Below are 20,733 nucleotides of genomic sequence, written 5' to 3' on the forward strand. Positions count from 1 at the left end.
TCAGTGTTTCTCCGCCATCGCATCTGCTGGGCGCTGCTTTAATATTTGACGCGCCGGATAAAGTGCCGCCAAAAAGCTTGCGGCAACCACAGTAAGAAAGATTAACTGGTATTCGCCAAATGACACTCTCGGGTATATAGTCGTATCAACGCCGAACGCCCCCAAGCCTTCAGCCATTGAATTTAATGAAATACCAGTTGTTTGTAATAACATCATTAATACAACACAAAACCCCACGCCCAGTAACGCACCACTCATTCCCAGTAAGCTTGTCTCAAGCATGATCAGTAAGAACACCTTATGTTTCTGCATACCCACTGCCATCAATACACCAAATTCACGAGTACGCTCAAACACCGACATCAGCATGATATTCACAATGCCTAAGCCCATAGCTGATACAAAAATACCGAGAATAATCGCGGTACTGGTACCCGTTTGCTTGATCATCGTCGCCAACATAGGTTGAATCTGTTGCCAGTCTCGTATGGTATTCAATGCGCTGGTTTTAGCCTGTAATTGTGCTTTTACCGCTTGCGTCACAATGTTCGATGATGGTGTAGCTTCATTTACCACTATGGCTATTTCATGAACACCGTCGATATGGGCAAGAGCACTTAAATCACTGCGCCTAACGTACACATTGCCGTCGTCAAAACTGCTCGACGGACTCTTAAAAATACCGCGAACACGAAACGCTGATCCCGATACATCATTAGCGGCATCAGTAAAAGTTAAAACGACTTTTGATCCCACACGTAAGCGTAAACGTTCTGCGGTTTTACTCGACACTAATACCGGGTTTCGCCCTTGTTCTGATAACCATTCGCCTTCAATAATGTGACTGACTAACGGCGTTACTTTCGCTTCAGCCTCCAGATCAATACCATTGATCTTTACCCCGCGTGTCGAACGTGCAGAAGCCACCATACCATCAGCGATAAAACGTGCCGACCACGCGCTAACGTCTGGCATATCTCGTAATTGAGCAATGATCTGCTCTGATCCAATGATGGTGTCGTTGATCTCGGGCTCATTAATATATTCACTACGGTGGATTTGAATATTACTGGTTTGCCAAGCGATGGCATTATCAATCATGTTGCCGTACATACCATTCATAAAGCCGATCATGCCTGCGACACCAATCAAACCAAACACCATGGCGAAAAGCATAATGCCAGTACGTAATTTATTGCGCCATAAGTTACGCCAAGCAAGTTTAATCAGCATGGGCACCTCCTTTTAATGCGCTCACAAGATCAAGACGGTAAATGCGCCACATTGGGTAAATCAAACAGAAGAAAAGTAATCCCAACACCAGCATTATTTGTTCTTTAAAAAGCCAAGGTGCAATCAATACTTTTAGAACGGGTTCCCAGCCTAACTCAAGCACTGCCTGTGCGAGTTCTCCGGTTAATTCATAAGGGTTGTAATAAAACCACAGCAAAACAGGTAAGGTTAATATCAACCCTAAGACCACACCTAATACACCAATAAATGCCGATTCGATACCAATCAGCATTAATAGTTTTCTACGTAATAATCCGGTGGCTAACATGACACCGAATTCACGCTGACGTTCTAATGTCATCATCAAAATCGTGGCAAACAACCCAAAACCAACAATGCCATAAAGCAGGTACATCATGAAAATGCCGCCGACCTTATCCATCATAATTTGCTGTGCCATCTCGGGTGATAAATCTTGCCAATCACGCACTACGGCACGATCAGTATAAGTGCGCGATAACTCATCGACCGTTTGTTCAAGGTTGACTAAATCATCGGTATGCAGCACCCAAGCGGTAACTTGATTACCTGTGCTATATAAGGTTTGTGCTTGCGTTAATGGTAGATAAACCAACTGCTGATCAAGTGCGGGAATAGGAAACTTCACAATGCCTTTAATCGGATACAAACCCGCAGCGGTCTGACCGCGGTAGCCCTGCCCGTATAAAATGATGTCATCACCCACACTTAATCCTAATGATTTGGCTAAGCCCTCTCCGACTAATACCTGAGAATCACCGTCGGTTAAGTACTTACCAGCGACGAGCCTTTGCGAAATGTGTGAATATTGATTTTCAAGCTCAGGTGATATGCCTAAAACCATGACACCTTTCGATTTCTCTGCCGCCGCAGCAAGGGCAAAAGATTCAATACGAGGCAATAAATGCGTTATATGTGGGTTATTACGAACAGGTTCGATAAAAGCATCACTGGCAGGTAATAAATCATCAATACTTTGGCTTTCTTTAAATTCAGGGTGCTGTAGTTGAATTAATCCAGTAAAGAAGCGGGCACTATTATCAATATTGCTGGCATATCCACCCTCTTGCAGGCTACGCATAAACAAGGATAATAATAACGCCAGTGCTAAGGCGGATGCTGTTAGCACTGTTCGCCGTTTTTGACGCCACAAGTTTCGCCACGCTAATTTTACTAACATACATGCTCCGCCAGTGTCAGAATGTTTTAAGCAAATTTCGTCATGTTTTAATTAGTCTCGTAATGCCTTCATCTGACTTTGAGAAAAGAAGCTGTCTTTGATCGCAAAATTAAACTGCGCCTGATGGGTGATCATCTCTGTCTTATTTCCTAGTTTATCAGCTGGCACCATTTCCATTCTGGTGGCAATTTCACGTCCGCCTAGTTGCTTAATATCGTATGTTTTCATCGTATTAACCAACTCATCAAATTCATCATAGAATTCTACTTTTCGCTGTAAATACGTGTCTTTCGATATCCACAAGCGTACTTTACTCCACACCACGGGGGCATCAGGCTTTGCGATAGCATCAATCACATAGGTATTATCATTATAAAACACTTCTGTACCGTGTATTGCGTGGGTGTAATCCACTACGATAGACGACTGGTTAATAAGATCATCATTGGTAAAATCTGACCCCATCCAAGATTGCCCAAGCATGGATGGCGCTATCTTGATCACACGTTCAATACTTGGTATCCAATTCCACATTTCGCGTTGACGCTTAAGTGATGCACTGCCTTTATCTTTGGCTGGTGCAGTCACTAACACTAACGATAATTCTTTCCCTTTCGTCCAACTTTTCATGCTCATCGAGCGCGTCCAATCAGGGCGAATAATATTCATTGTTAGTTCGCTGTAACTCGAATCTCCGCGCATTTGAAGATCTGATTTTGTCACAATATCTGTGGCTGTTTGGGCATGTAACCCCATTGAAAATACACTCACCAGACTCAGTAAAATAATCGGTAACGTTTGCATGCTTTCTCCCTTTTAAGTCCGTTTAACGAAACCAAGCATTCAATGCTGTTTGATCAATAAGCGGCAACGAACTTTGAGGTGCCCCTTGGCATAGAACAAGTTTTGCACCGTCATAATGAATTCATTACGTCGGTATGATTAAATTAGTCCGAAGTTTAGAAGCTAACAATATCAATACATTATTTCTGTGACCAACGTTCTTGTTAGCCATGTCATCGTCTTAAACATAAAAAAAAACAAAAAAAACAGCTACCGAAGTAACTGCTTTATGTATGCTAAAAATAATGTAAAAACAGGTTATACAACCTGCCTTTATTCACCGTAAATATCAAAACTAAAGTACCCAGCGGCAATCTTGTCATAAGTGCCATTCTCACGAATCGTTTTAATCGCTTGGTTAAATTTATCGGCTAATTTTTTATCTTGTAGGCGCAATGCTAGGGCTGTACCTTCACCAATGTAGGCTTTATCTGTTACTGGCTCGCCTGCTAATGCAAAGTCTTTACCGCGTTCTTTCTCTAAAAATGCTAAAACGAGTTGATCAGAATTACCGAATACGGCATCAAGACGCCCACTTACAAGATCGAGATACACTTCATCTTGACCAGTATAACGACGAATTTTAGCGACATCGCCATAGATATCGGTTACATAACGATCGTGAATTGTACCCAGTTGAACACCAATCGTTTTACCGTCTAATCCCGCTGTATCTATTGTAATACCTGAATCTTTACCCGTTACAAAACGTGCTGGTGTTTGGTAATACTTGTCTGTAAATAAAACACGTTTTTTACGATCTTCCGTAATACGCATTGATGCCATAATCGCATCAGCTTTACGTGATAATAATGCTGGAATGAGTCCATCCCAATTTTGTGAAACCCACTCACATTTTAGCTTCGCTTCGACGCAGAGTGCGTCTGCAATTTCAATATCAAATCCCTTTGGAGTGCCCGATGCATCTTTATAATTAAACGGCGGATAAGTAAAATCTGACGCTAGGCGAATCACTTTTTCATCTGCGGCTTGTGCGGTAGTAAATAATACTGACGCCAAAATAATTCCGACACTCATTAGTTTTTTCATCATAAGATCCCTCTTCCTATTGATATTGTTGTAACGCATTTAAGGTTTCAAGCATACTGTTCTTTGAGCCAATGGAAATTCTGACACAGTGTTCAAGCATCGGTTCATGCGCTTGGTTACGGGTCACAATGCCTTTTGTCAGTAAGTAATCATAAATACTGTTTGATGTATTAAAGTGAATAAGCACGAAATTGGTTGCCGACGCATAAACCACATCCACAATCGGTAACGCCTGCAATTCGCTAATAAACCATTCACGGGTTGTTATAAGTTCATCTGTTTGGCTACGCATACTTTTCAAGCCTTCAGGTGCAAGGGCTTTCAATGCAATTTCAGCGGTTGGATCAGCAATAGGATAAGGTGCAATTAAACGCGCAACGTAAGACATGACACTTTCATCTGCCATTAAGAAGCCGCAACGAATCGACGCTAATCCAAATGCTTTTGATAAGGTACGGATCACAATCAGATGCGGGTATTGAACCATCAGATGCAACACGCTCGTTTCTGGTGCGAACTCAATATAGGCTTCATCAACCACAACCAAAGTTGACGCCTTGCTGGCTTCAAGCAATTCCACAATATCGTGATGATGAATAGTATTACTTGTCGGATTATTTGGTGAACATAAAAAAAGCAGGCTTGTATCTGCCAGCTGAGCTTTAATTGCCGCAACATCGAGTTGGAAATTATCTAATAGCGGCACAGCTAGCGTATTAACCGAAAAAGCATCGGCACAAAATTCATACATACCATAGGTCGGTGGGCAAACCATAATTTGGTCGTTACCTGGCTGGCAAAATGTGCGGATCAATAAATCAATCGCTTCATCAGCACCCCGCACAGCCACGGTCTCGCAGCCCAATGCACCCGATGCTTGCTCACAATACGCTTGATACTCTACAGCAATATCATGAGGTAAAAAATCGGGGTAACGGTTATATACATCGTTACGTCCTTTTGACTCGTCACCATACTGGCAACTGCTTTCTAGTTCATTCGCATTCAACCATAGATGACCACTGCCTCCAATGCGTCGTGCCGACTGGTAGGGTATGAGTTTTTCTACTGCCTTTGGTGCTAATTTTGACGCCAATGATTTCATTCCCTTTGCTCCCAACACGAATAAACAGGCTAAAACATGGTCTCAATTCGGATTAAAATGCAAATAGATAGCATAAGTAATCTCTGAGTGTCTTTATATTTAGATTAAAGCAGACCTAGCTTGAAATCAGAATCGAATTGTCGGCATACTAGCCATGATAAAATCGCATACCTTAAGTGTCAGTAGCGACAGGGAATAAGTATGATAAATCGACTACCATCAACAAAAGAGCTTCAGGCATTTTTGATCACAGCCCAACATCTAAACTTTACTGCTGCAGCACAGGTTTTGAATGTGACACAAGGCGCCGTAAGTCGTCAGGTTATTTCATTAGAAGAACAACTGAAAGTACGCCTATTTCACCGCCATGCGCGCGGGTTAAGCTTAACCAATAAAGGTTCTGAGTTTCTTCCTCTTGTTGAACAAGCAATGAATCAAATTCATCGCGCCGTTGATCAAGTCTCGAATGATAAACAATTAGTAAAACTGAAAGCCCCAAGCTGTATTACACCTTGGTTGCTGCCTAAACTGATGACCTTTCAGCAAGCCTACCCCGATATCGATGTCGAACTCACATCCGCCATTAAACATAGCGTCAACTTTTCAACCGAACCTTTTGATGCTGCGATCTGTTACGGGCAATCACCACAAGAAAAATCCTTGCTCGCCAATTTATTGTTTGAAGAATATTTAACACCAGTATGTTCTGCCTCTGTATTACCGTTAGATAAAACGACATTAAATACCGATGAAATGAAGGGTTTTACGTGGCTGCATGCCACTCCACAGAAAAGTGACTGGGCGTTATGGTTAAAGCAGGCTAACAGTTCACACTTAACCGCTGATCAAAACCAGCATTTTGCAACATTAGATTTGTCGGTAAGTGCAGCCATACAGGGTTTCGGTATCGCCATTGGGGATATCACCTTGGCTAAGCTTGATTTAGAATCAGGGCGGTTGGTGGCTCCGCATACGTTAACAGTCGCTTCCGGTAACAGTTATTACCTTGTACGCCCGAAAACGATGCAGAACCCTTCTTTAGAATTACTGATTGAGTGGCTGGTCTAGATTTATTGGTGCTTAGTTATTCATTACTGCGTAAGCGGTAACGCAATGCCAATTACCACAAATAAACCACCACAGACTTGGTTAAAGCGTTGCCCTCTTTTTTCAAGCCAAGGGCCAATATAAACAGAAACACTGGCCAGCATGAACTCAACCGCAAACTCAACCACCGAGAAGGTTAAAGCCATGACAAAGAATTGTGTCAAAAGCGATATTTGAGGATCAATGAACTGCGGTAAGAAGGCCCCAAAAAATAACAGTACTTTAGGATTAGAAACCGCTGCTATAGCACCTTGCATGAATAATGCTGAACGTTTTTTTTCCGCAATGGCTTTTTCTGAAATGATTAAATTAACAGGCGGTGTTCGCCATAATTGAATACCTAACCAAATAAGGTATGCCCCACCCACCCACTTCAATATATTAAGTGCAGACGGTGATGTTTGAATGATCGCTCCAATTCCAAACATGGATAAAGCAATTACAGCCACAAAACCGAGCACACCACCAATAATGGTCCAGATTGCTTTGCTGCGTCCATATAGTACACCATGCGTCAGTGCCAACAATCCATTAGGACCCGGCGCAAAAGCAAGGCCAATAACCGCAATTAAATATAAAAGCCACGTTTGAAGCACCATGAAAATCTCACCTATATTATTCTGTTCATGTTTGCCTTTTGATTAAATAAAGCACAACAACATGAATCAACTATCACCGTTGGAAGTGTGTGAATTTTACTGCGGAAGCATAAAAACAAATGGTCTAATTTAGACTTGATACGGTATAATATGGACATTAGTTAAAAGATCTCTCAGACATGACAACAACAATAACGCCTTCCAATCAAAATCTAGCTGACGATAAAAGCCCTATCATGACACCTGACGTTCGTTTCCTGCTATTGCCTTTGCCCGATTTTACGATGCTACCTTTTGGTGGTTTTATCGATAAACTTCGTTTTTCGGCTGACAATGAAGATTATAGCCAGCAACGCCACTGTGGATGGCAAATCTTAGGTTTAGAATCTGGCACTGTTACTTCAAGCAGCAGTGTATCGGTAGAGGTACAGATAACGCCGGAACAGATACGTCTCTCTGATTACGACTACCTTGTTGTTTTTGGCTGTAGATCGGCACGTCATGCTCAACAAATGGCACCCAGTTATAAAGCATTGCTTAAACAAGCAGCCTCTAGTGGCGTTACATTAGTCACGATCGACAATGCTTGTTTCATGCTGGCTGAAGCTGGATTATTAAAGAAAAACAAAGTCTCGGTACATTGGCGACATGCACAAGAATTTATGGCTGCTTATCCCGATATTGAAGTACGCACAGAGCAATTATATTGCATCGACAAAAAACGCATAAGTTGTTCTGGTGGCAGCGCTGCCATTGATTTAGCCGTAGAGTTGTTAACACGCCATTGTGGTCGTACACGTGCCATGAAAGGATTAGCCGATATGATTATCGATAAACCACGTGGGCAATTGCATCGCTTAGAATCATTGGATAATGAAACCAACGCAGGTCGGCATGTTAGCCGTGCTATTGGGTTGATGCGCGACTTATTCGCAGAAAGAAAAACCACCGATGAACTCGCTACGATGATAGGCATAAGTCGACGCCAGCTTGATCGCTTGTTTAAAGATAAATTCTCTAAAACTGCACATGATTACTGGCACGAAATGCGCCTTCAGCACCTACACTGGCGATTAGTCAACTCTAATCATAGTTTGACTATATTGGCGGAAGAAATTGGCATTCAAGATACTAGCTACCTCTGTAAGGTATTTCGCAAGCGCTTCGGGCAAAGCCCAGCAACATTACGTCACTCGAATAAAGAAACCGTGCTTAATCTTTCGAAATAAGCCAGCCAATCACAATACAACCCAGCATCCAGCTCGAGCCAAATAAAAAAGCATGATTCACATTGTCAGGAATTAGCAGGCAGGCAAGAATGCCAATGATCATAACAATAGCAAATATTATCTGCCACAAAATGTCATATCTATAACTATCAACAGCTTTCGAATTGTTTTTCATTTGTGAATCATCACAATATTGCCATGTGATAATTAGAGCAGAAAACCGCCAACGCCAGCAATCACAAAAAAGTAACATAATGTAAGGTAATGATTCACCAATATACATGAACAATAAATCACGACGCTTACATTTCATCAGTATTTATTATGTATGGCGATTTATTATATGAAATTAATGGGAGTGCAATATATGTAACAGAGAAACTATAAACCAATGAAAGATTACCACTCTTCTTTAAAATATTTAATTACATCTTATCTAATTGAAATGATTGTAATTATTGAATAATTTGAATCATTAATTAATATATAAGAATAAACCGACCACTACCACAACTTCTTAACATTTACATCATTCAACAATGGGCATCAAGTTGCATCCTGTGTATTATTGATTTTTAGAAAAAAACTTAATTACATATTTACTATTTTATTACTGATGATAATCACTGTATCATCACTGGCTCGCTAAGGATTGCACTCGCTTATGAAAGCATTTTCAGGAGAAGCGCGTAATCGATTTTCAACTGCATATTCTCAAATATTGAACCGATTCAAAATATTACTCTCACAGAGTAATAATATGCGGGTAGTTGTATTACATCTAGTTGAATAAATAATTGCTAAGAATAGCAGTTATTTCATTGTTATCAAGCATATGCATTCAAAAATATCGCTTGAAAGTAAGGTAGTATGAATATTAAATTTGCACATATTTTAACCGCACTTGTTGTCGTTTTTTCTACAGCGTCTCAAGCTTCAAGCACTACGTTTGGTAACTGGTATTATTCCGATACATATAAGACATTTGTTTCACAAGAAGTGACTCATGAACTGCCTAAGCAAGCTGAAATCTATCAAATTGCAAGCTCTAACGAGCTTAATGTTGGCTTTATTGTTCAAAGCCAAGCATGTATTGGAAAAGTAGGTGAATACGATTCAGCTGGTGCATATTTAATCAATAAAAAACGTATAAACATGGCGTATCAATGTATCAGTAATAACACTGTACGCTTATTTCCGGTTATTAAACGTGAGCGCAAGTATGTGATTAATGAATTCAAAACCCAATCACTTGTTTGCATCAAGCCAACCAAAGAATTAAAAGACGATCCGAACAGTATTTCATTATGTGTTTCTGGCTCTGGGTTTAGTGATGCCTACCATGCTCTTTCAATTGATCGTGATTAAGCAGCGTACACAGGCGCTGATTGAATCGCCCGAAGACGACTAACATACATCAAGTGCTGGTATGAAGTTTTACAAAAACTTTTCGATCAATACTTCATCTATATATTTGCCATTGATTTTGGCGTGTTTCTTAGCCTTACCTACAATTTCAAAACCTTGTTTTAGGTATGTTTTCAAGGCGGTTTCATTATCATCGCGCACATAGGCAAACAGCTTTTCATACCCCAGAGACTTAGCCATTGTAAACGTAGCATCAAATAGACTCGACGCGATTCCTTGTCTTCTATATTGCCCATCTACGAACGTACCAATAATTCCCACATGGTCAAAAGCACGAGTATAGCTAGCAAAAGGCTCGACGTTTTGAAAGCCAACAACCCTAGAGTCCTCAGTGTTTAATGCCACATTAAACACGCCTCTTTCAGGGAAGTTTTCGATAAATTGCTCTTCCTCTTCTTCAGAGAATATAGTGTCGAGGATGCTAAAGCGTCCATCCGTAATAATAGGGTTAAGTACATTAATAATGCCTAGAGCATCTTCCCTTTTTACTTTTCTAACTATCAAATTCATGCTTTTTGCTTTTATCTAAGTGGTGATTGGATAATCGAGTTAATTCGCACAGGATCCTACATGAAAATCACTATTAAACAAATAGATATAGAGTAGTCGTGTTAATGTTCAGTAATCTCCATATTGTCATCGTTTTTATTATCTAAAATCGAAAAGTAGCACTCACTATAGAAAAGAGAATTTAAGTGGCAACTGTATTTTAACAAGAAGCTAAGAAGGCAAGCTGTTGCTTTTAAGACTAAAAGACACTAGGCTAACGAGGTTATTTTCAGCCTACTGAATTCCCATGACTTCCACAGTCCGCTACACATTACATCATGAGCCGGTCATTATTTTTTCGCCTGCCAAAAATCAAATTACAATCAATGGTGAAGACGTCCACTTGGAACCTTTACAAGCACGCCTCTTAACCTTTTTTATTGAGCAACAGGGAAATGTTGTCAATGCGCAGCAAATTGCGGATAGAGTGTGGGATAGAAGCCATGTCTCAGATAATCTGGTGCGTCAAGTAATCAGCTTGCTTCGCAGCCAACTTCAAGACAAAACTCGCCCCTACTCAATCATTAAAACGATTCCCAAGCAAGGCTACCTATTTAATATAGAAGTGACTAAGGATTGCGCTCCTCTAACAAATATTAACCATACGATATTAGAGACTGAAAATCCTGCTGAAGATAATCAACTGGCGATACAAACTGAGTCAAGATTACAATCTGAGCCAGTATTACAAAAAGAACAAACGGTTCAAGCAACTCAGCAAACGACAGCACGCCCACACCACACACGAATAAAAAAATCAGTTCTCTTTATAGTATTACTGGCAATCAGTGGTCTCGGATTAGGATCGAGTTATCTATGGCAACAATCAGCACACTCGTCTGCTAAACAACAACAAGGTGTGCTTCCCGTTTTCTTGCACGAGATTAACCTTGATACAGAGCAAGACTACGAAATGTCGCAAAGTGTCTATAATTACTTGTTCTATGGTCTTAACTCGTCGAAATCTATTTCTGGTTATCACTTTGACCAATTAACCCCTGAAGCAAAACAAAAACTCACAGAAACAGGTATTGAGATCAAAAGCTGGATCAAAAAAAGCCACGATGAATATTCACTAACAGTGCTATTACAAAATAACCAACAGCCTGCATTAAACACCAAAATTGAAAAGACCTTTAACGAAGAAAACTTCTTTAATGCCATTGGTGATGTAATCATCGAATTAAAAACTGTAATTTCTCCAACTGATCAAGGTTACGAAATAACTAATCACCGCGTAACCTCAGTGACCGATTACAATGATTGGAACGTAATATCAGAAGGTATTTCGCTTTTTTATCAAGGAAAAGGTAAAAAAGCTTTAGATAAAGTTACTGAAAAATTAAACATTATTCAAGCAGAAGGCCGAGGCAACTATCTTGTGTCTTCTTTATTATCTTATTCTGAGTCATTACATTATTTGAAATCGAATAATGACATTCAGAAAAAACAGGCACTAGAACTCGCTAAACAAGCATTTGAAATGAACCCTCGTTGCGATATTGCGAATTTAACCCTAGGGCTAGCCCTGCTATTAAATGATCGTAGTGATCAAGCATTCCCTTACCTTTTCTATGCAGCAGAGAGTACACCAAGTCCAATCAGTTATTACCTGCTAAGTGTTGTCGATAAGCAAGCTGATAATCCACGCGGTGCCGCATATCATTATCAATGCTATACCGAGATGAAAAAAGAGGTTAACGGGCAACTCTTTGATCTTATGGACTCTTTACAAAAAACAAACCTTTTACAAACCGTAAAAGAAACGAATTAACAACGTCCACCAGCCCAGACGTCAACACCTTATACTATAAGGACTTAACGTCAATGGTTGATGATCTGTCTTTACTAACTTTGTATTTACATCTTTGTTTTTTGTTTGTTCTTGGCATACATTGCCTTGCATCAACGTCGGCCTTGCCATGGGTCACCATAATTCAGAGCAAACCAATACTATCGTTTCTCTGAGGTAAAAAAATTATGTTGAAAAAAGTGGCTTATCAAATTGTTCCATTACAAATCTTCTTATTTGTATTTTGGTTTAAAAATGGATTCATCGATAAAATAATGGGTGTATTACTTGGTATAGTGACACCAGAAACAGCTTATTCTGGTGATACATGGGCTGGATGGAAAGGATATATTGTCGGTACTTGGGATAAAAGTCAGGTCGGGCATATTTTTCTAAGTCCTACTTTTGATTTCATGTTCCCAATCCTTATTTTATTACAGTGTCTACCTTTTGTATTAATTCTTCGTTCCGTTATTAATGGGGAGTTCATGAGTAATAAAGAACGTCCTTGGCTATTTTATGCCGCTGTGTCCTCTTTATTAGTTGCTAGTTTCATGGCTTTCACTCAAACAATATCTGGTGCAAGTGATAGCCAGTACTTATGGCAATTCATGGGCTTTAGCATGGTTGCTGTTATGTATATTCGTAATGAGCAAGGTAAATAAGCCTCAACTATCCAAGCACTATAGAATAAAAAATCTATACACGGGTTTACTACATAATATAAAAAAACCTGCTCTATAAAGAACAGGTTTTATTCATTTTCTAAATAACTTATAGAAATTACTTTTTAGCTAAAGCCGAATTTAGTTCATCAGCAAGACGATAACCAGCCTGAGTAATACGCTGTTTCACAAGCTCGGTGCCTTTACTGTAATAAGCTTCCGATGGCTTTGCGTCAATTGCTACACTGTAACCGAAATCAGCCAACTGGTAGCTCTCTGTTACCCACAAATCAACATCTGCTGTTTTGCCTAACGTCATTGTTGTACTTGGGTATGCCAACTGAAGATCCGTCGAAAAATCATTGATATTGTGTGCTGTGTCTAACAGACCCATACCGCTATCCCACAAGTGATGCAGATCTTTTTGTGGAACGTCTAACGTATGCTTATTGGCACCTAAGTCCGTTTCACATGTATTTTGATTTAGGCTCTGAGAGATAGAATGCATTGGCTGATGCGAGTCACCTGCAACATGGCTCATGAACATCATACTGGCGGCTTGCGGGTTTTGTTCAAAGTCGTCAAAAAGGTAGCTAGCAACAAGTTTGATATTAGGTGTATGAGTGAAATTACACTGGCTCGTTGCTGGATAAGCTTGGTTTATATAATGCCATGCGCCAGTTTCTTTCTCATCCCACTGGTTCAGGCTTGCTGGAATTGTTTCACCCATTTGTGCCCAAATATCTTCAGCCGGAATCTTACGGATCAAATCTGGCACCATTGCCAATTTGGCAAATTGGCTCGCCCCTTCAAAGCTATCCATTTTTTGTTGAATATCTTTAGGCATCGACTGATAAGCCTTTGCCGCCAGTACATCCACTTGTGTACGGGCTGTTGTGTCTAGATTCTGATAAGCAACTTGTGCCACGGTAACATGCCCTTGATAATTCCAAGCATGGGCAACATTAGGAAGCAGAGCAAGTGAAGTTACTGCAGTTGCGATAATCGATGTCTTTTTCATGGCTCTCACATTCACATTTTCTTACAAAATAAGTACAATTAGGCACCCCATGAACGACAAGATCAACCCAATATATCAATTACGAATCTAGTTGCTTAGACAATCAATTAACTCTATACAATTTGCCTAATAATCAATCAGAAGATGACATGCTAAAGGTGAAGGGAAATAACAGGATATAAGGAGAAAACAAAGCCCCGAGAGATACTCGAGGCTTTTTGAGTGGCATAGCTAATTATTCTTCCATCAAGCTTTTGGTTAACCCTCTTTAGGCGTAAGCATTGCTTCCATCTGCTGAGTATTCTTACCTACCAGACGTTCTGATAGCGCATTAACTTCTGCTAATGTCAGTGTCGACATAATCTTTTCTGGATGAATTACCGCTTGTGGGTCGGCACCAAACAGCACATAGCTACTGAGCATCTGCGCCTGTGCTTGCGGGTTCGTCTGCCCCGATTTTAGATCTGCTGCCAATTGTGACTTAGCCGCCGCAAACTCCGTATCGGTAAAGCCCACCCTTGCATTTTGCAATACCTGCTGAGTACTGCTTCGTACAGCATCTAACTTATCAGGTGCCGCATTTACAACAAATGACACCAGCGCCTCACCACTGCCATCAAACCAAACCAACTGGATATTGGGGGCATAACTCAACCCATGCTCATTACGCAGATTATCACGGTATCTCTTGTCCAATAACCGATAGAACAAATCGGAGGTAAAACGATCTCGCGTTGTTTTCGGCTCTCCCTGAGAAAACAGGTTAACCTCATAATTAATCGTATTATCTACCGCTTCCATCACATTCACCGACGCGATAGAGACCTTTGGTTCAGCCCGATAATTAGTAATTAATTCTGCTGATTCGAATGGAATACCAGCCACATAACGTCTGAGCATCCGATTAAAGTCTCCAACCTCAATATCAGCGCTGACAACCAAGGTAAAATTGCGCTTTTTCTTCATCAAGGTGTCAAAAACAGCCTGCACCTGATCCGCTGTTACTTGCTCTAAATCATCCCCAGTTACAACCTTGCTTGAGCTATCAGCAGGATAAAGTGTACCGGAAACCTGACTGACAAAGTGACCGAACGGAGATAACAACCAATTATTCTGCTCAACAGTGAGTTCATGTTGTACTGCCGCAAATTGCTGTTCGTCCACTTTCGCTGCTGTCATTGCCTGATTAAGCACTGATAAAGCAAAAGGAAGCTCCTTTTTAGCTGTCTCACTATATAAACCGTGTGAGGTTTTCCAAAGAACGGGCTCAATATAGGTGTTATGGCGAAGCAGTAACTTATTAAATTCCGGCGCAGAAAAACCTGCCAACCCACTACGGGCAAAGACGGGCCCTACCATTGTAGCTGCATGGTACAATTCTGGTTGCAGTGCCGCTATACCACCAGAAGACATCAGATACAGGTACACATTTTCACCCGATTCAGGCATCTGCCTCAACCAGACTTCAACACCGTTTTCTAATGTCCAGCGGTGTGTTGTTGGCTCAATTGCCTCATAAGAGGTTATTTCTCCTCCTTTTTCAGGCAGTGGAAAAGCACCTGAAGAGGAAGCCATCAAGTGTTCTTTACCCGATGCTGAGAATTGCGTCTGAAACTGAGCAAGCGTCGCCTTGGCTTTCTCTGTATTCTCTTCTCTTGTAAGCAATAAAACGGGTTTATTATTTGCTGCACTAAGGTATTTGTTGATCGCTTTATTCAGCCTTGCTTGATCAAGCTGTTTAATAAATTGCTGCAACTGGCTTCGAATCACTTCCTTCGACAGTTGTGTTTTACCATCCATTAGAGCGTAAAGACGATCGTCAGAAAAATCGGCGGCTTTTTTGTTTAGCCACTGTGTATCTAAGCCATTAACATCATTTATCCACGTTTTTTTAATCGTCGCTAGCTCAACATCACCAACGCCATGATCTCGTAAGCTCGCTAATTCTTCAGCAAAGAATTTCTGGGCTGCCAGCCGATCAGACTCTGCAAATTCAACCACTATCTCACCAATATGGCGATTGATAATAAGACTGTTATAGGCAAATGAATTGAGCAGTGGCGACTGAGTTTCTATGTGCCGATCTTGTAACCTCAGTGCGATAGCCTGAATTACTGTATCTTCAAGCAACAAAGTTTGGAATTCAGCATCGGTAGTCACTTGTTTGACACTCAACTCTACCAGCAAAGCTATACCTGACTGTTGCCCTGCCGAGCCTGAAATAAACAAAGGTTCTGATGTAAGATCCGCAATCCCTTCATCTTTTGACTCTGCTTTAACACCCTGAACAACGGCTTTCTCTGATGCACTAAAATGCTGTGCGATCATAGATTCTAGCTGCTTACGATCAATATCTCCGGTAATAATCAATTCTGTATTTTGAGGTAGATAATGCGCACGATAAAATGACAACAATCCATCACGGTTCAGGCTATTGATACTGCCTGTCGTGCCGAGTACATCTTTACCTTCATAGCGACTACCTTGTAGTAACGCCTCAAAAACTTTGAGCTCAGCGGGCTTGTCACCACGTTGGGCAAACCGAAATTCGCCTAAAACAGCCCCTTTTTCATTCTCAATAAGACTTGGATCTAAGGTGAGCTTTCCAGTAGCAATATCACTAAGCCAAGTCATCGCACTCTCTAACCGCTCATTACTCGGTAGATCGATTTGATAAGTCGTTACATCATGTGTTGTAAATGCATTTAGGTCATTGCCAAACGACACACCCGCATCAACAAACAAAGACTCAACATGCTTTGCTCCGAAACCAGAACTGCCAAGAAACGCCATATGCTCAAGGAAATGCGCATACCCTGCCTGCTCTGCCGTTTCATCAACAGCCCCCGTATGCACAAGCAAACGGAGCGAAACGGACTCTCCGCTAATTGGTAACAAGTGATATTGCATTCCGTTTTTCAATTGCCCTTGCAACCACTGGCTATCCGCCTGAAGCGGTTCAGGTACACTATTGCAAGCTACGAGTAGCAACGTGGCAACAATAATGCCCCAAAGCCTAATAAGCCTTTTTATTTCCATATCTGAAATCCAAACCTACATAATCAACCAAAGCATTATAATGCAGTATCAACAAGGCTAAATATATAATTATTTTCAATGATTATAATGAGTTATAGGTCAATAGCAGAGTATAGAACCTTCTGTTCGTTTATCTTGGCTGACTAGCTTTTATTAGTACTGTGTCTGGTAGGGTTTAGAAAAAGCATTAAAAGACAAACTCTCTAATATGACATTTGAATTTATCGGTTGGGTGGCGTTATATACGGCGTCGCACGCTCTTGATGCAACGCCGTATGGTCGTGATGAAGTAGCAGAACTTAACCTATTTGTTCGGTGAAATATTCTGATTTAAGCGGAAGAAATTGTCAGGGTCGTACTTGGCCTTGACCTCGGCAAGCCGTTCATAGTTGGCTCCGTATGCTCCTTGAACGCGATCTTCATCTTCACTAATGAAGTTTACGTATACACCACCAGTGGCGAAGGGTTTAGTGGCATCGTAAAACTCACGAGCCCATTCAAAGCAAGCGCTATCTTGACTCGTATTATCCCAACGCGTATGTACATTCATGATGAATTCAACGTCACGATGAGGATATGCATTGGCATCAGGTGCAATCCTATTTGTTGCCCCTCCCATTTGAGCAATGAAGATCTCTGACTGTGGCGTTGGTAATTTAGAGCCATACTCCACTAACTGCTCAATCAATCCATCACTTAGTTCCGTGAAATTGTGTGATTTCCAGTAATTCCGAGCACCGGGTGTTAATAGAGGATCAAAAGCTTGCTGAAATCCAACAAATGGATGTGGTGCAAAGCCATCAGCAATCGCTTCGCCAAGCTGGTGTAACGGAGCCAGTGCCTGTTTGCCTGCTTCCATGTCCCCGCTGTAAAGAGCCACCAAAATCAATACTCGGGTACCGTGTACATCAGGTTTAAGAAAAGGTAATGGTGGTGCATCGCGAATAACGGCCCATACCGTCAACTCTTCAGGGCAATTAGCACAAAAGTCACGATATGCATGCAATACTGAATAAGCCTGCTCAAAAGGAAAAACAATTGGTCCAGACATCACTTCAGGGCCAACAGCATGTAGTTTAAATTCGAATGATGTGACTACACCGAAGTTGCCGCCACCACCACATGAAGCCCAAAACAAGTCAGCATGATGATTTTTATCACACCGCAGACGTTTACCTTCAGCGGTTACCACTTCAATGGCAAGAAGGTTATCAACTGTCATACCGTATGTTCGACTTAGCCAACCGAAGCCCCCGCCAAGCGTTAACCCCGCAATCCCTGTCGTAGAGTTAATACCAACAGGGACTGCCAAACCGTAAGCTTGGGTTTCATGATCGACATCGCCGAGTGTCGCGCCGGGTTCAACAACTGCAACACGCTCTTGCGGGTCGACTCGAACAGACCGCATATTACTTAAATCTATTAAAAATGCACCGTCGTACAGAGATTTGCCAGCAATATTATGACCAGCACCTCGAATTGAGGTAAGTAACTGATGCTGCATAGCAAATTGAATAGCATTGAGAACGTCGGCGGTTCCTGTACAGCGTACTATCACAGCCGGGTGACGGTCGATCATCGCATTCCATATTTGACGTACCTCATTGTAATCAGGATCACCGGGAACGATAATCTGACCTCGAACTCTTCCATGAAGCTCGCTTAATACCTCATCGTTTAGAATTTTCATTTCGCCATCAAGTGAGCGAACTTGTAATTCAGCCATAATCACTTACCCATAGTTTTTGGCGAATGCACGGTGCATACGCCAGCCTATCTAATGAGCAATCGTTGGGAGTAAACCTCAATCATTGCTTCAGGTTGATTGCTACAACAATGAGTGTAGACGAGGCTTAGATTCAATAGCACAAAACCTAATGAACAGCCATGCTTGGGAGCCGGATTCAAATACTATTATACCCAAGTCACCGATTCCATAAACGAGAAAAACCGTGGCGATATAAGGCCACGGTTTGTTGGAAGACGATCTTTATTTGGATAGATTAGCTCTATTTAGAAACCAAATTTTCCATTGTTATTTTTCCATGCATTTTTCGCTGGAATTGACTCGATAGTATCCCAGTGTTCTACAATTTTATTATTTTCAATGCGGAATAGATCATAGAAAGAAACGTGTTCGCCACCAAGGCTACCTTCACTAATACTCAGAACGAAGTTGCCTTCACCTAATACGATATGGTTTTCTGTATAAACCATTTTAATGCCTTGCTTCGCCATCTCATCAAGTGCTTTGCCTAAGCCTGTAACACCGTCTGCTATGGCTGTATTGTGTTGAAGATAATCGGCATCACCGTCGTCAATAAAGCGACCTAGTTGTGCAAAATCACCTTTCATCAGAATCGTATCAACAAAGTCAGTAACGAGTGCTTTGTTCTCTTTTGTCTTATCTAAATCACTAACCTCTGTTGGGCCATCTAACTGGGTACGATTACTTGGATTTGGGCCTACTTTTTCAGCAAGATTATCCCAGTGCTCAACAATTAAGCCATCTTCAAAACGGAATACATCAAAGCCAACTTTAGGGCCGAAGAAATTATAGTCGGTATGTGTAAATACGTAGTCACCATCAGTAAAGGCACGTTTTACATTAACCTTTGCACTGCCCTCTGGAAGCGCTTGCAGTACTGCACCAAAACCAGCAAGACCATCTCCCACTGCTAGGTTATGTTGAATATATTTATCTGGATTTACATAACTAATCGCTTGCTGATCGCCCGTTTCTATACTGTTAAGTACAGCAACCGCTTTGTCTTTATTAGATAGGTCCATTGTATTTTCCTTCGCTGAGATCTGACTTGTGTATGCTGTACACACTAAAACTGTTGTAGCTAAAGCGGCTGATATACCTTTTTTCATGATTTTTACCTCTCGTTGGAATGAAGTAATAGTAATGATAAAAGGCAGAACTCACATGGTCAGTACAGGCGGAATAATGGTCAATGACGAACTTCGAACTGTTTCTGAAAGCGTGATGGAGTGATCAATGTATGTTTTTTAAAGTACTTTACAAAATTGCTGGCATCTTCAAAGCCAAATTCATAAGCAAGCTGTTGAGTTGGTAACCCATCTAATACAAGTCGCCTTTTTGCCTCCAAAATAGTGTAAGCATCGATGAGTTGCTTAGCAGTTTGATTGGTCGCTAATTTACAGATCTGATTTAAGGTTTTATAAGTAGTATGCAGACGATCAGCGTAATAAGTAGCATCTCGCGAGTGACGGAATTTTTTTTCAAGCAAATCAACAAAATCAGAGAACTTACCGAGTTGATCTTTATTTAATCTATCATGATGATTCTCTGGCATCACTCGGCGCAGAATTAACGACAATGAAGAAAACAGAAACATGACGATTAAAGGATCTGATTCCTGATGCACAAGCTCTTTACTGATTTCAGCCAATAGCTTTTCGCTGCTGCTTATGGCTTCTGAGTCAGGAATAAATACAGGCTGATAAGAATACTCTAAGTGAGTTGGTGTAAATTCTGGCAATCTCATGTTTGCAAGGGCTTGATTGATAAACTCTTGCGTAAAGAGCAGTATTTTACCTTTTGGTTTCTGGCTAAAGTCAAACGCGTGAACTTGATTTTTTTGAATGAAAATAAATGCACCCGACTCATAAGGGTAGTTCACAAAATCTATTAAATGAGTGCCCTCTCCTTCTTCGATATGAATAATCTGATTGAAGTCGACGCGATGTGGCAAGGTAGGGTTATGATTAAGACTATCTTTACGTTGGTACAATTTTTCTAAATCAATGATTTCGATTTCGCGGTTTGCCGTTTTTGTGTGGTTAAAGCCAACTTCAGGTATATTCATATTGCGAAAGCCATTCAT

At 41.0% G+C, this 20,733-nt stretch carries 18 protein-coding genes; 5 read left to right on the forward strand and 13 right to left on the reverse strand.

Annotated features, from left to right (window positions below; genetic code table 11):
* The 5 genes from C9J12_RS09260 to hisC form a co-directional block, all read right to left on the reverse strand.
* Positions 1 to 1,233, reverse strand: coding sequence for an ABC transporter permease (locus tag C9J12_RS09260; RefSeq protein WP_011221187.1), 1,233 nt, complete (start codon positions 1,231 to 1,233; stop codon positions 1 to 3).
* Positions 1,223 to 2,452, reverse strand: coding sequence for an ABC transporter permease (locus C9J12_RS09265; protein WP_107242444.1), 1,230 nt, complete (start codon positions 2,450 to 2,452; stop codon positions 1,223 to 1,225). Before C9J12_RS09265 ends, C9J12_RS09260 begins: the two co-directional genes overlap by 11 nt.
* A 51-nt stretch (positions 2,453 to 2,503) precedes the next feature.
* Positions 2,504 to 3,256 carry an outer membrane lipoprotein-sorting protein gene (locus C9J12_RS09270; protein ID WP_107242445.1) on the reverse strand — a complete coding sequence of 251 codons (753 nt, stop codon included), beginning with the start codon at positions 3,254 to 3,256 and terminating at the stop codon, positions 2,504 to 2,506.
* Positions 3,257 to 3,568: 312 nt separating this feature from the next.
* Positions 3,569 to 4,345, reverse strand: a complete 777-nt coding sequence (locus tag C9J12_RS09275; RefSeq protein ID WP_107242446.1) for an ABC transporter substrate-binding protein — start codon at positions 4,343 to 4,345, stop codon at positions 3,569 to 3,571.
* A 16-nt stretch (positions 4,346 to 4,361) separates the two neighbouring features.
* Entirely contained in the window at positions 4,362 to 5,450 is a 1,089-nt protein-coding gene (hisC, locus tag C9J12_RS09280; RefSeq protein WP_107242447.1) for a histidinol-phosphate transaminase, read from the reverse strand.
* Between the two features lie 201 nt (positions 5,451 to 5,651).
* Here hisC and C9J12_RS09285 point away from each other — a divergent pair, with 201 nt between their 5' ends.
* Positions 5,652 to 6,518 carry a LysR substrate-binding domain-containing protein gene (locus C9J12_RS09285; RefSeq protein ID WP_107242448.1) on the forward strand — a complete coding sequence of 289 codons (867 nt, stop codon included), beginning with the start codon at positions 5,652 to 5,654 and terminating at the stop codon, positions 6,516 to 6,518.
* Positions 6,519 to 6,541: 23 nt separating this feature from the next.
* Here the strand turns inward: C9J12_RS09285 and C9J12_RS09290 are convergent, their stop codons facing one another.
* On the reverse strand, positions 6,542 to 7,156 hold the full coding sequence (locus C9J12_RS09290) for a LysE family translocator (RefSeq protein ID WP_107242449.1): 615 nt from the start codon (positions 7,154 to 7,156) through the stop codon (positions 6,542 to 6,544).
* A 179-nt stretch (positions 7,157 to 7,335) separates the two neighbouring features.
* On the opposite strand from C9J12_RS09290, the gene C9J12_RS09295 reads away from it, so the two are divergent.
* On the forward strand, positions 7,336 to 8,385 hold the full coding sequence (locus C9J12_RS09295) for a GlxA family transcriptional regulator (protein ID WP_227876311.1): 1,050 nt from the start codon (positions 7,336 to 7,338) through the stop codon (positions 8,383 to 8,385).
* Here the strand turns inward: C9J12_RS09295 and C9J12_RS09300 are convergent.
* A complete protein-coding gene (locus C9J12_RS09300) occupies positions 8,369 to 8,560 on the reverse strand; it encodes a hypothetical protein (protein ID WP_227876312.1) in 192 nt (63 codons plus the stop codon). The two genes, C9J12_RS09295 and C9J12_RS09300, sit on opposite strands and share 17 nt — an antisense overlap.
* A gap of 695 nt (positions 8,561 to 9,255) precedes the next feature.
* Here C9J12_RS09300 and C9J12_RS09305 point away from each other — a divergent pair.
* A complete protein-coding gene (locus C9J12_RS09305) occupies positions 9,256 to 9,753 on the forward strand; it encodes a hypothetical protein (protein ID WP_107242450.1) in 498 nt (165 codons plus the stop codon).
* Positions 9,754 to 9,822: 69 nt separating this feature from the next.
* On the opposite strand, the gene C9J12_RS09310 is transcribed toward C9J12_RS09305, so the two are convergent.
* Complete coding sequence (locus C9J12_RS09310) at positions 9,823 to 10,323, reverse strand: GNAT family N-acetyltransferase (RefSeq protein WP_006230216.1); 501 nt, start codon at positions 10,321 to 10,323, stop codon at positions 9,823 to 9,825.
* Positions 10,324 to 10,609: 286 nt separating this feature from the next.
* On the opposite strand from C9J12_RS09310, the gene C9J12_RS09315 reads away from it, so the two are divergent.
* Both C9J12_RS09315 and C9J12_RS09320 read left to right on the forward strand, forming a co-directional pair.
* On the forward strand, positions 10,610 to 12,136 hold the full coding sequence (locus tag C9J12_RS09315; protein ID WP_107242451.1) for a winged helix-turn-helix domain-containing protein: 1,527 nt from the start codon (positions 10,610 to 10,612) through the stop codon (positions 12,134 to 12,136).
* Between the two features lie 206 nt (positions 12,137 to 12,342).
* Positions 12,343 to 12,819, forward strand: coding sequence for a hypothetical protein (locus tag C9J12_RS09320; RefSeq protein WP_107242452.1), 477 nt, complete (start codon positions 12,343 to 12,345; stop codon positions 12,817 to 12,819).
* 118 nt (positions 12,820 to 12,937) lie between these two features.
* Here the strand turns inward: C9J12_RS09320 and C9J12_RS09325 are convergent, their stop codons facing one another.
* From C9J12_RS09325 to C9J12_RS09345, 5 genes are all read right to left on the reverse strand, one after another.
* On the reverse strand, positions 12,938 to 13,840 hold the full coding sequence (locus tag C9J12_RS09325; protein ID WP_107242453.1) for a S1/P1 nuclease: 903 nt from the start codon (positions 13,838 to 13,840) through the stop codon (positions 12,938 to 12,940).
* A 258-nt stretch (positions 13,841 to 14,098) separates the two neighbouring features.
* On the reverse strand, positions 14,099 to 16,879 hold the full coding sequence (locus tag C9J12_RS09330; protein ID WP_107242454.1) for a M16 family metallopeptidase: 2,781 nt from the start codon (positions 16,877 to 16,879) through the stop codon (positions 14,099 to 14,101).
* A gap of 304 nt (positions 16,880 to 17,183) precedes the next feature.
* Positions 17,184 to 18,605 carry an FAD-binding oxidoreductase gene (locus C9J12_RS09335; protein WP_107242455.1) on the reverse strand — a complete coding sequence of 474 codons (1,422 nt, stop codon included), beginning with the start codon at positions 18,603 to 18,605 and terminating at the stop codon, positions 17,184 to 17,186.
* A gap of 287 nt (positions 18,606 to 18,892) precedes the next feature.
* The gene (locus C9J12_RS09340; protein ID WP_107242456.1) at positions 18,893 to 19,756 is read right to left on the reverse strand and encodes a nuclear transport factor 2 family protein; all 864 of its coding nucleotides are present in this window, start codon (positions 19,754 to 19,756) and stop codon (positions 18,893 to 18,895) included.
* An 80-nt stretch (positions 19,757 to 19,836) separates the two neighbouring features.
* Positions 19,837 to 20,715: an AraC family transcriptional regulator gene (locus C9J12_RS09345; RefSeq protein ID WP_107242541.1), complete on the reverse strand. Its 879-nt coding sequence runs from the start codon at positions 20,713 to 20,715 to the stop codon at positions 19,837 to 19,839.
* Positions 20,716 to 20,733 lie beyond the last annotated feature (18 nt).

This window comes from Photobacterium frigidiphilum (genome assembly GCF_003025615.1).
GTDB lineage: Bacteria > Pseudomonadota > Gammaproteobacteria > Enterobacterales > Vibrionaceae > Photobacterium > Photobacterium frigidiphilum.

What these genes read in the sequence shown, in the direction of transcription:
- C9J12_RS09275 (WP_107242446.1), bottom strand. Translation starts at nt 4,345, where the DNA reads ATGAAAAAACTAATGAGTGTCGGAATTATTTTGGCGTCAGTATTATTT.
- C9J12_RS09315 (WP_107242451.1), top strand. Translation starts at nt 10,610, where the DNA reads ATGACTTCCACAGTCCGCTACACATTACATCATGAGCCGGTCATTATT.
- C9J12_RS09325 (WP_107242453.1), bottom strand. Translation starts at nt 13,840, where the DNA reads ATGAAAAAGACATCGATTATCGCAACTGCAGTAACTTCACTTGCTCTG.
- C9J12_RS09330 (WP_107242454.1), bottom strand. Translation starts at nt 16,879, where the DNA reads ATGGAAATAAAAAGGCTTATTAGGCTTTGGGGCATTATTGTTGCCACG.
- C9J12_RS09340 (WP_107242456.1), bottom strand. Translation starts at nt 19,756, where the DNA reads ATGAAAAAAGGTATATCAGCCGCTTTAGCTACAACAGTTTTAGTGTGT.
- C9J12_RS09265 (WP_107242444.1), bottom strand. Translation starts at nt 2,452, where the DNA reads ATGTTAGTAAAATTAGCGTGGCGAAACTTGTGGCGTCAAAAACGGCGA.
- C9J12_RS09300 (WP_227876312.1), bottom strand. Translation starts at nt 8,560, where the DNA reads ATGAAAAACAATTCGAAAGCTGTTGATAGTTATAGATATGACATTTTG.
- C9J12_RS09295 (WP_227876311.1), top strand. Translation starts at nt 7,336, where the DNA reads ATGACAACAACAATAACGCCTTCCAATCAAAATCTAGCTGACGATAAA.
- C9J12_RS09335 (WP_107242455.1), bottom strand. Translation starts at nt 18,605, where the DNA reads ATGGCTGAATTACAAGTTCGCTCACTTGATGGCGAAATGAAAATTCTA.
- C9J12_RS09305 (WP_107242450.1), top strand. Translation starts at nt 9,256, where the DNA reads ATGAATATTAAATTTGCACATATTTTAACCGCACTTGTTGTCGTTTTT.
- C9J12_RS09345 (WP_107242541.1), bottom strand. Translation starts at nt 20,715, where the DNA reads ATGAATATACCTGAAGTTGGCTTTAACCACACAAAAACGGCAAACCGC.
- C9J12_RS09290 (WP_107242449.1), bottom strand. Translation starts at nt 7,156, where the DNA reads ATGGTGCTTCAAACGTGGCTTTTATATTTAATTGCGGTTATTGGCCTT.
- C9J12_RS09260 (WP_011221187.1), bottom strand. Translation starts at nt 1,233, where the DNA reads ATGCTGATTAAACTTGCTTGGCGTAACTTATGGCGCAATAAATTACGT.
- hisC (WP_107242447.1), bottom strand. Translation starts at nt 5,450, where the DNA reads ATGAAATCATTGGCGTCAAAATTAGCACCAAAGGCAGTAGAAAAACTC.
- C9J12_RS09270 (WP_107242445.1), bottom strand. Translation starts at nt 3,256, where the DNA reads ATGCAAACGTTACCGATTATTTTACTGAGTCTGGTGAGTGTATTTTCA.
- C9J12_RS09285 (WP_107242448.1), top strand. Translation starts at nt 5,652, where the DNA reads ATGATAAATCGACTACCATCAACAAAAGAGCTTCAGGCATTTTTGATC.
- C9J12_RS09310 (WP_006230216.1), bottom strand. Translation starts at nt 10,323, where the DNA reads ATGAATTTGATAGTTAGAAAAGTAAAAAGGGAAGATGCTCTAGGCATT.
- C9J12_RS09320 (WP_107242452.1), top strand. Translation starts at nt 12,343, where the DNA reads ATGTTGAAAAAAGTGGCTTATCAAATTGTTCCATTACAAATCTTCTTA.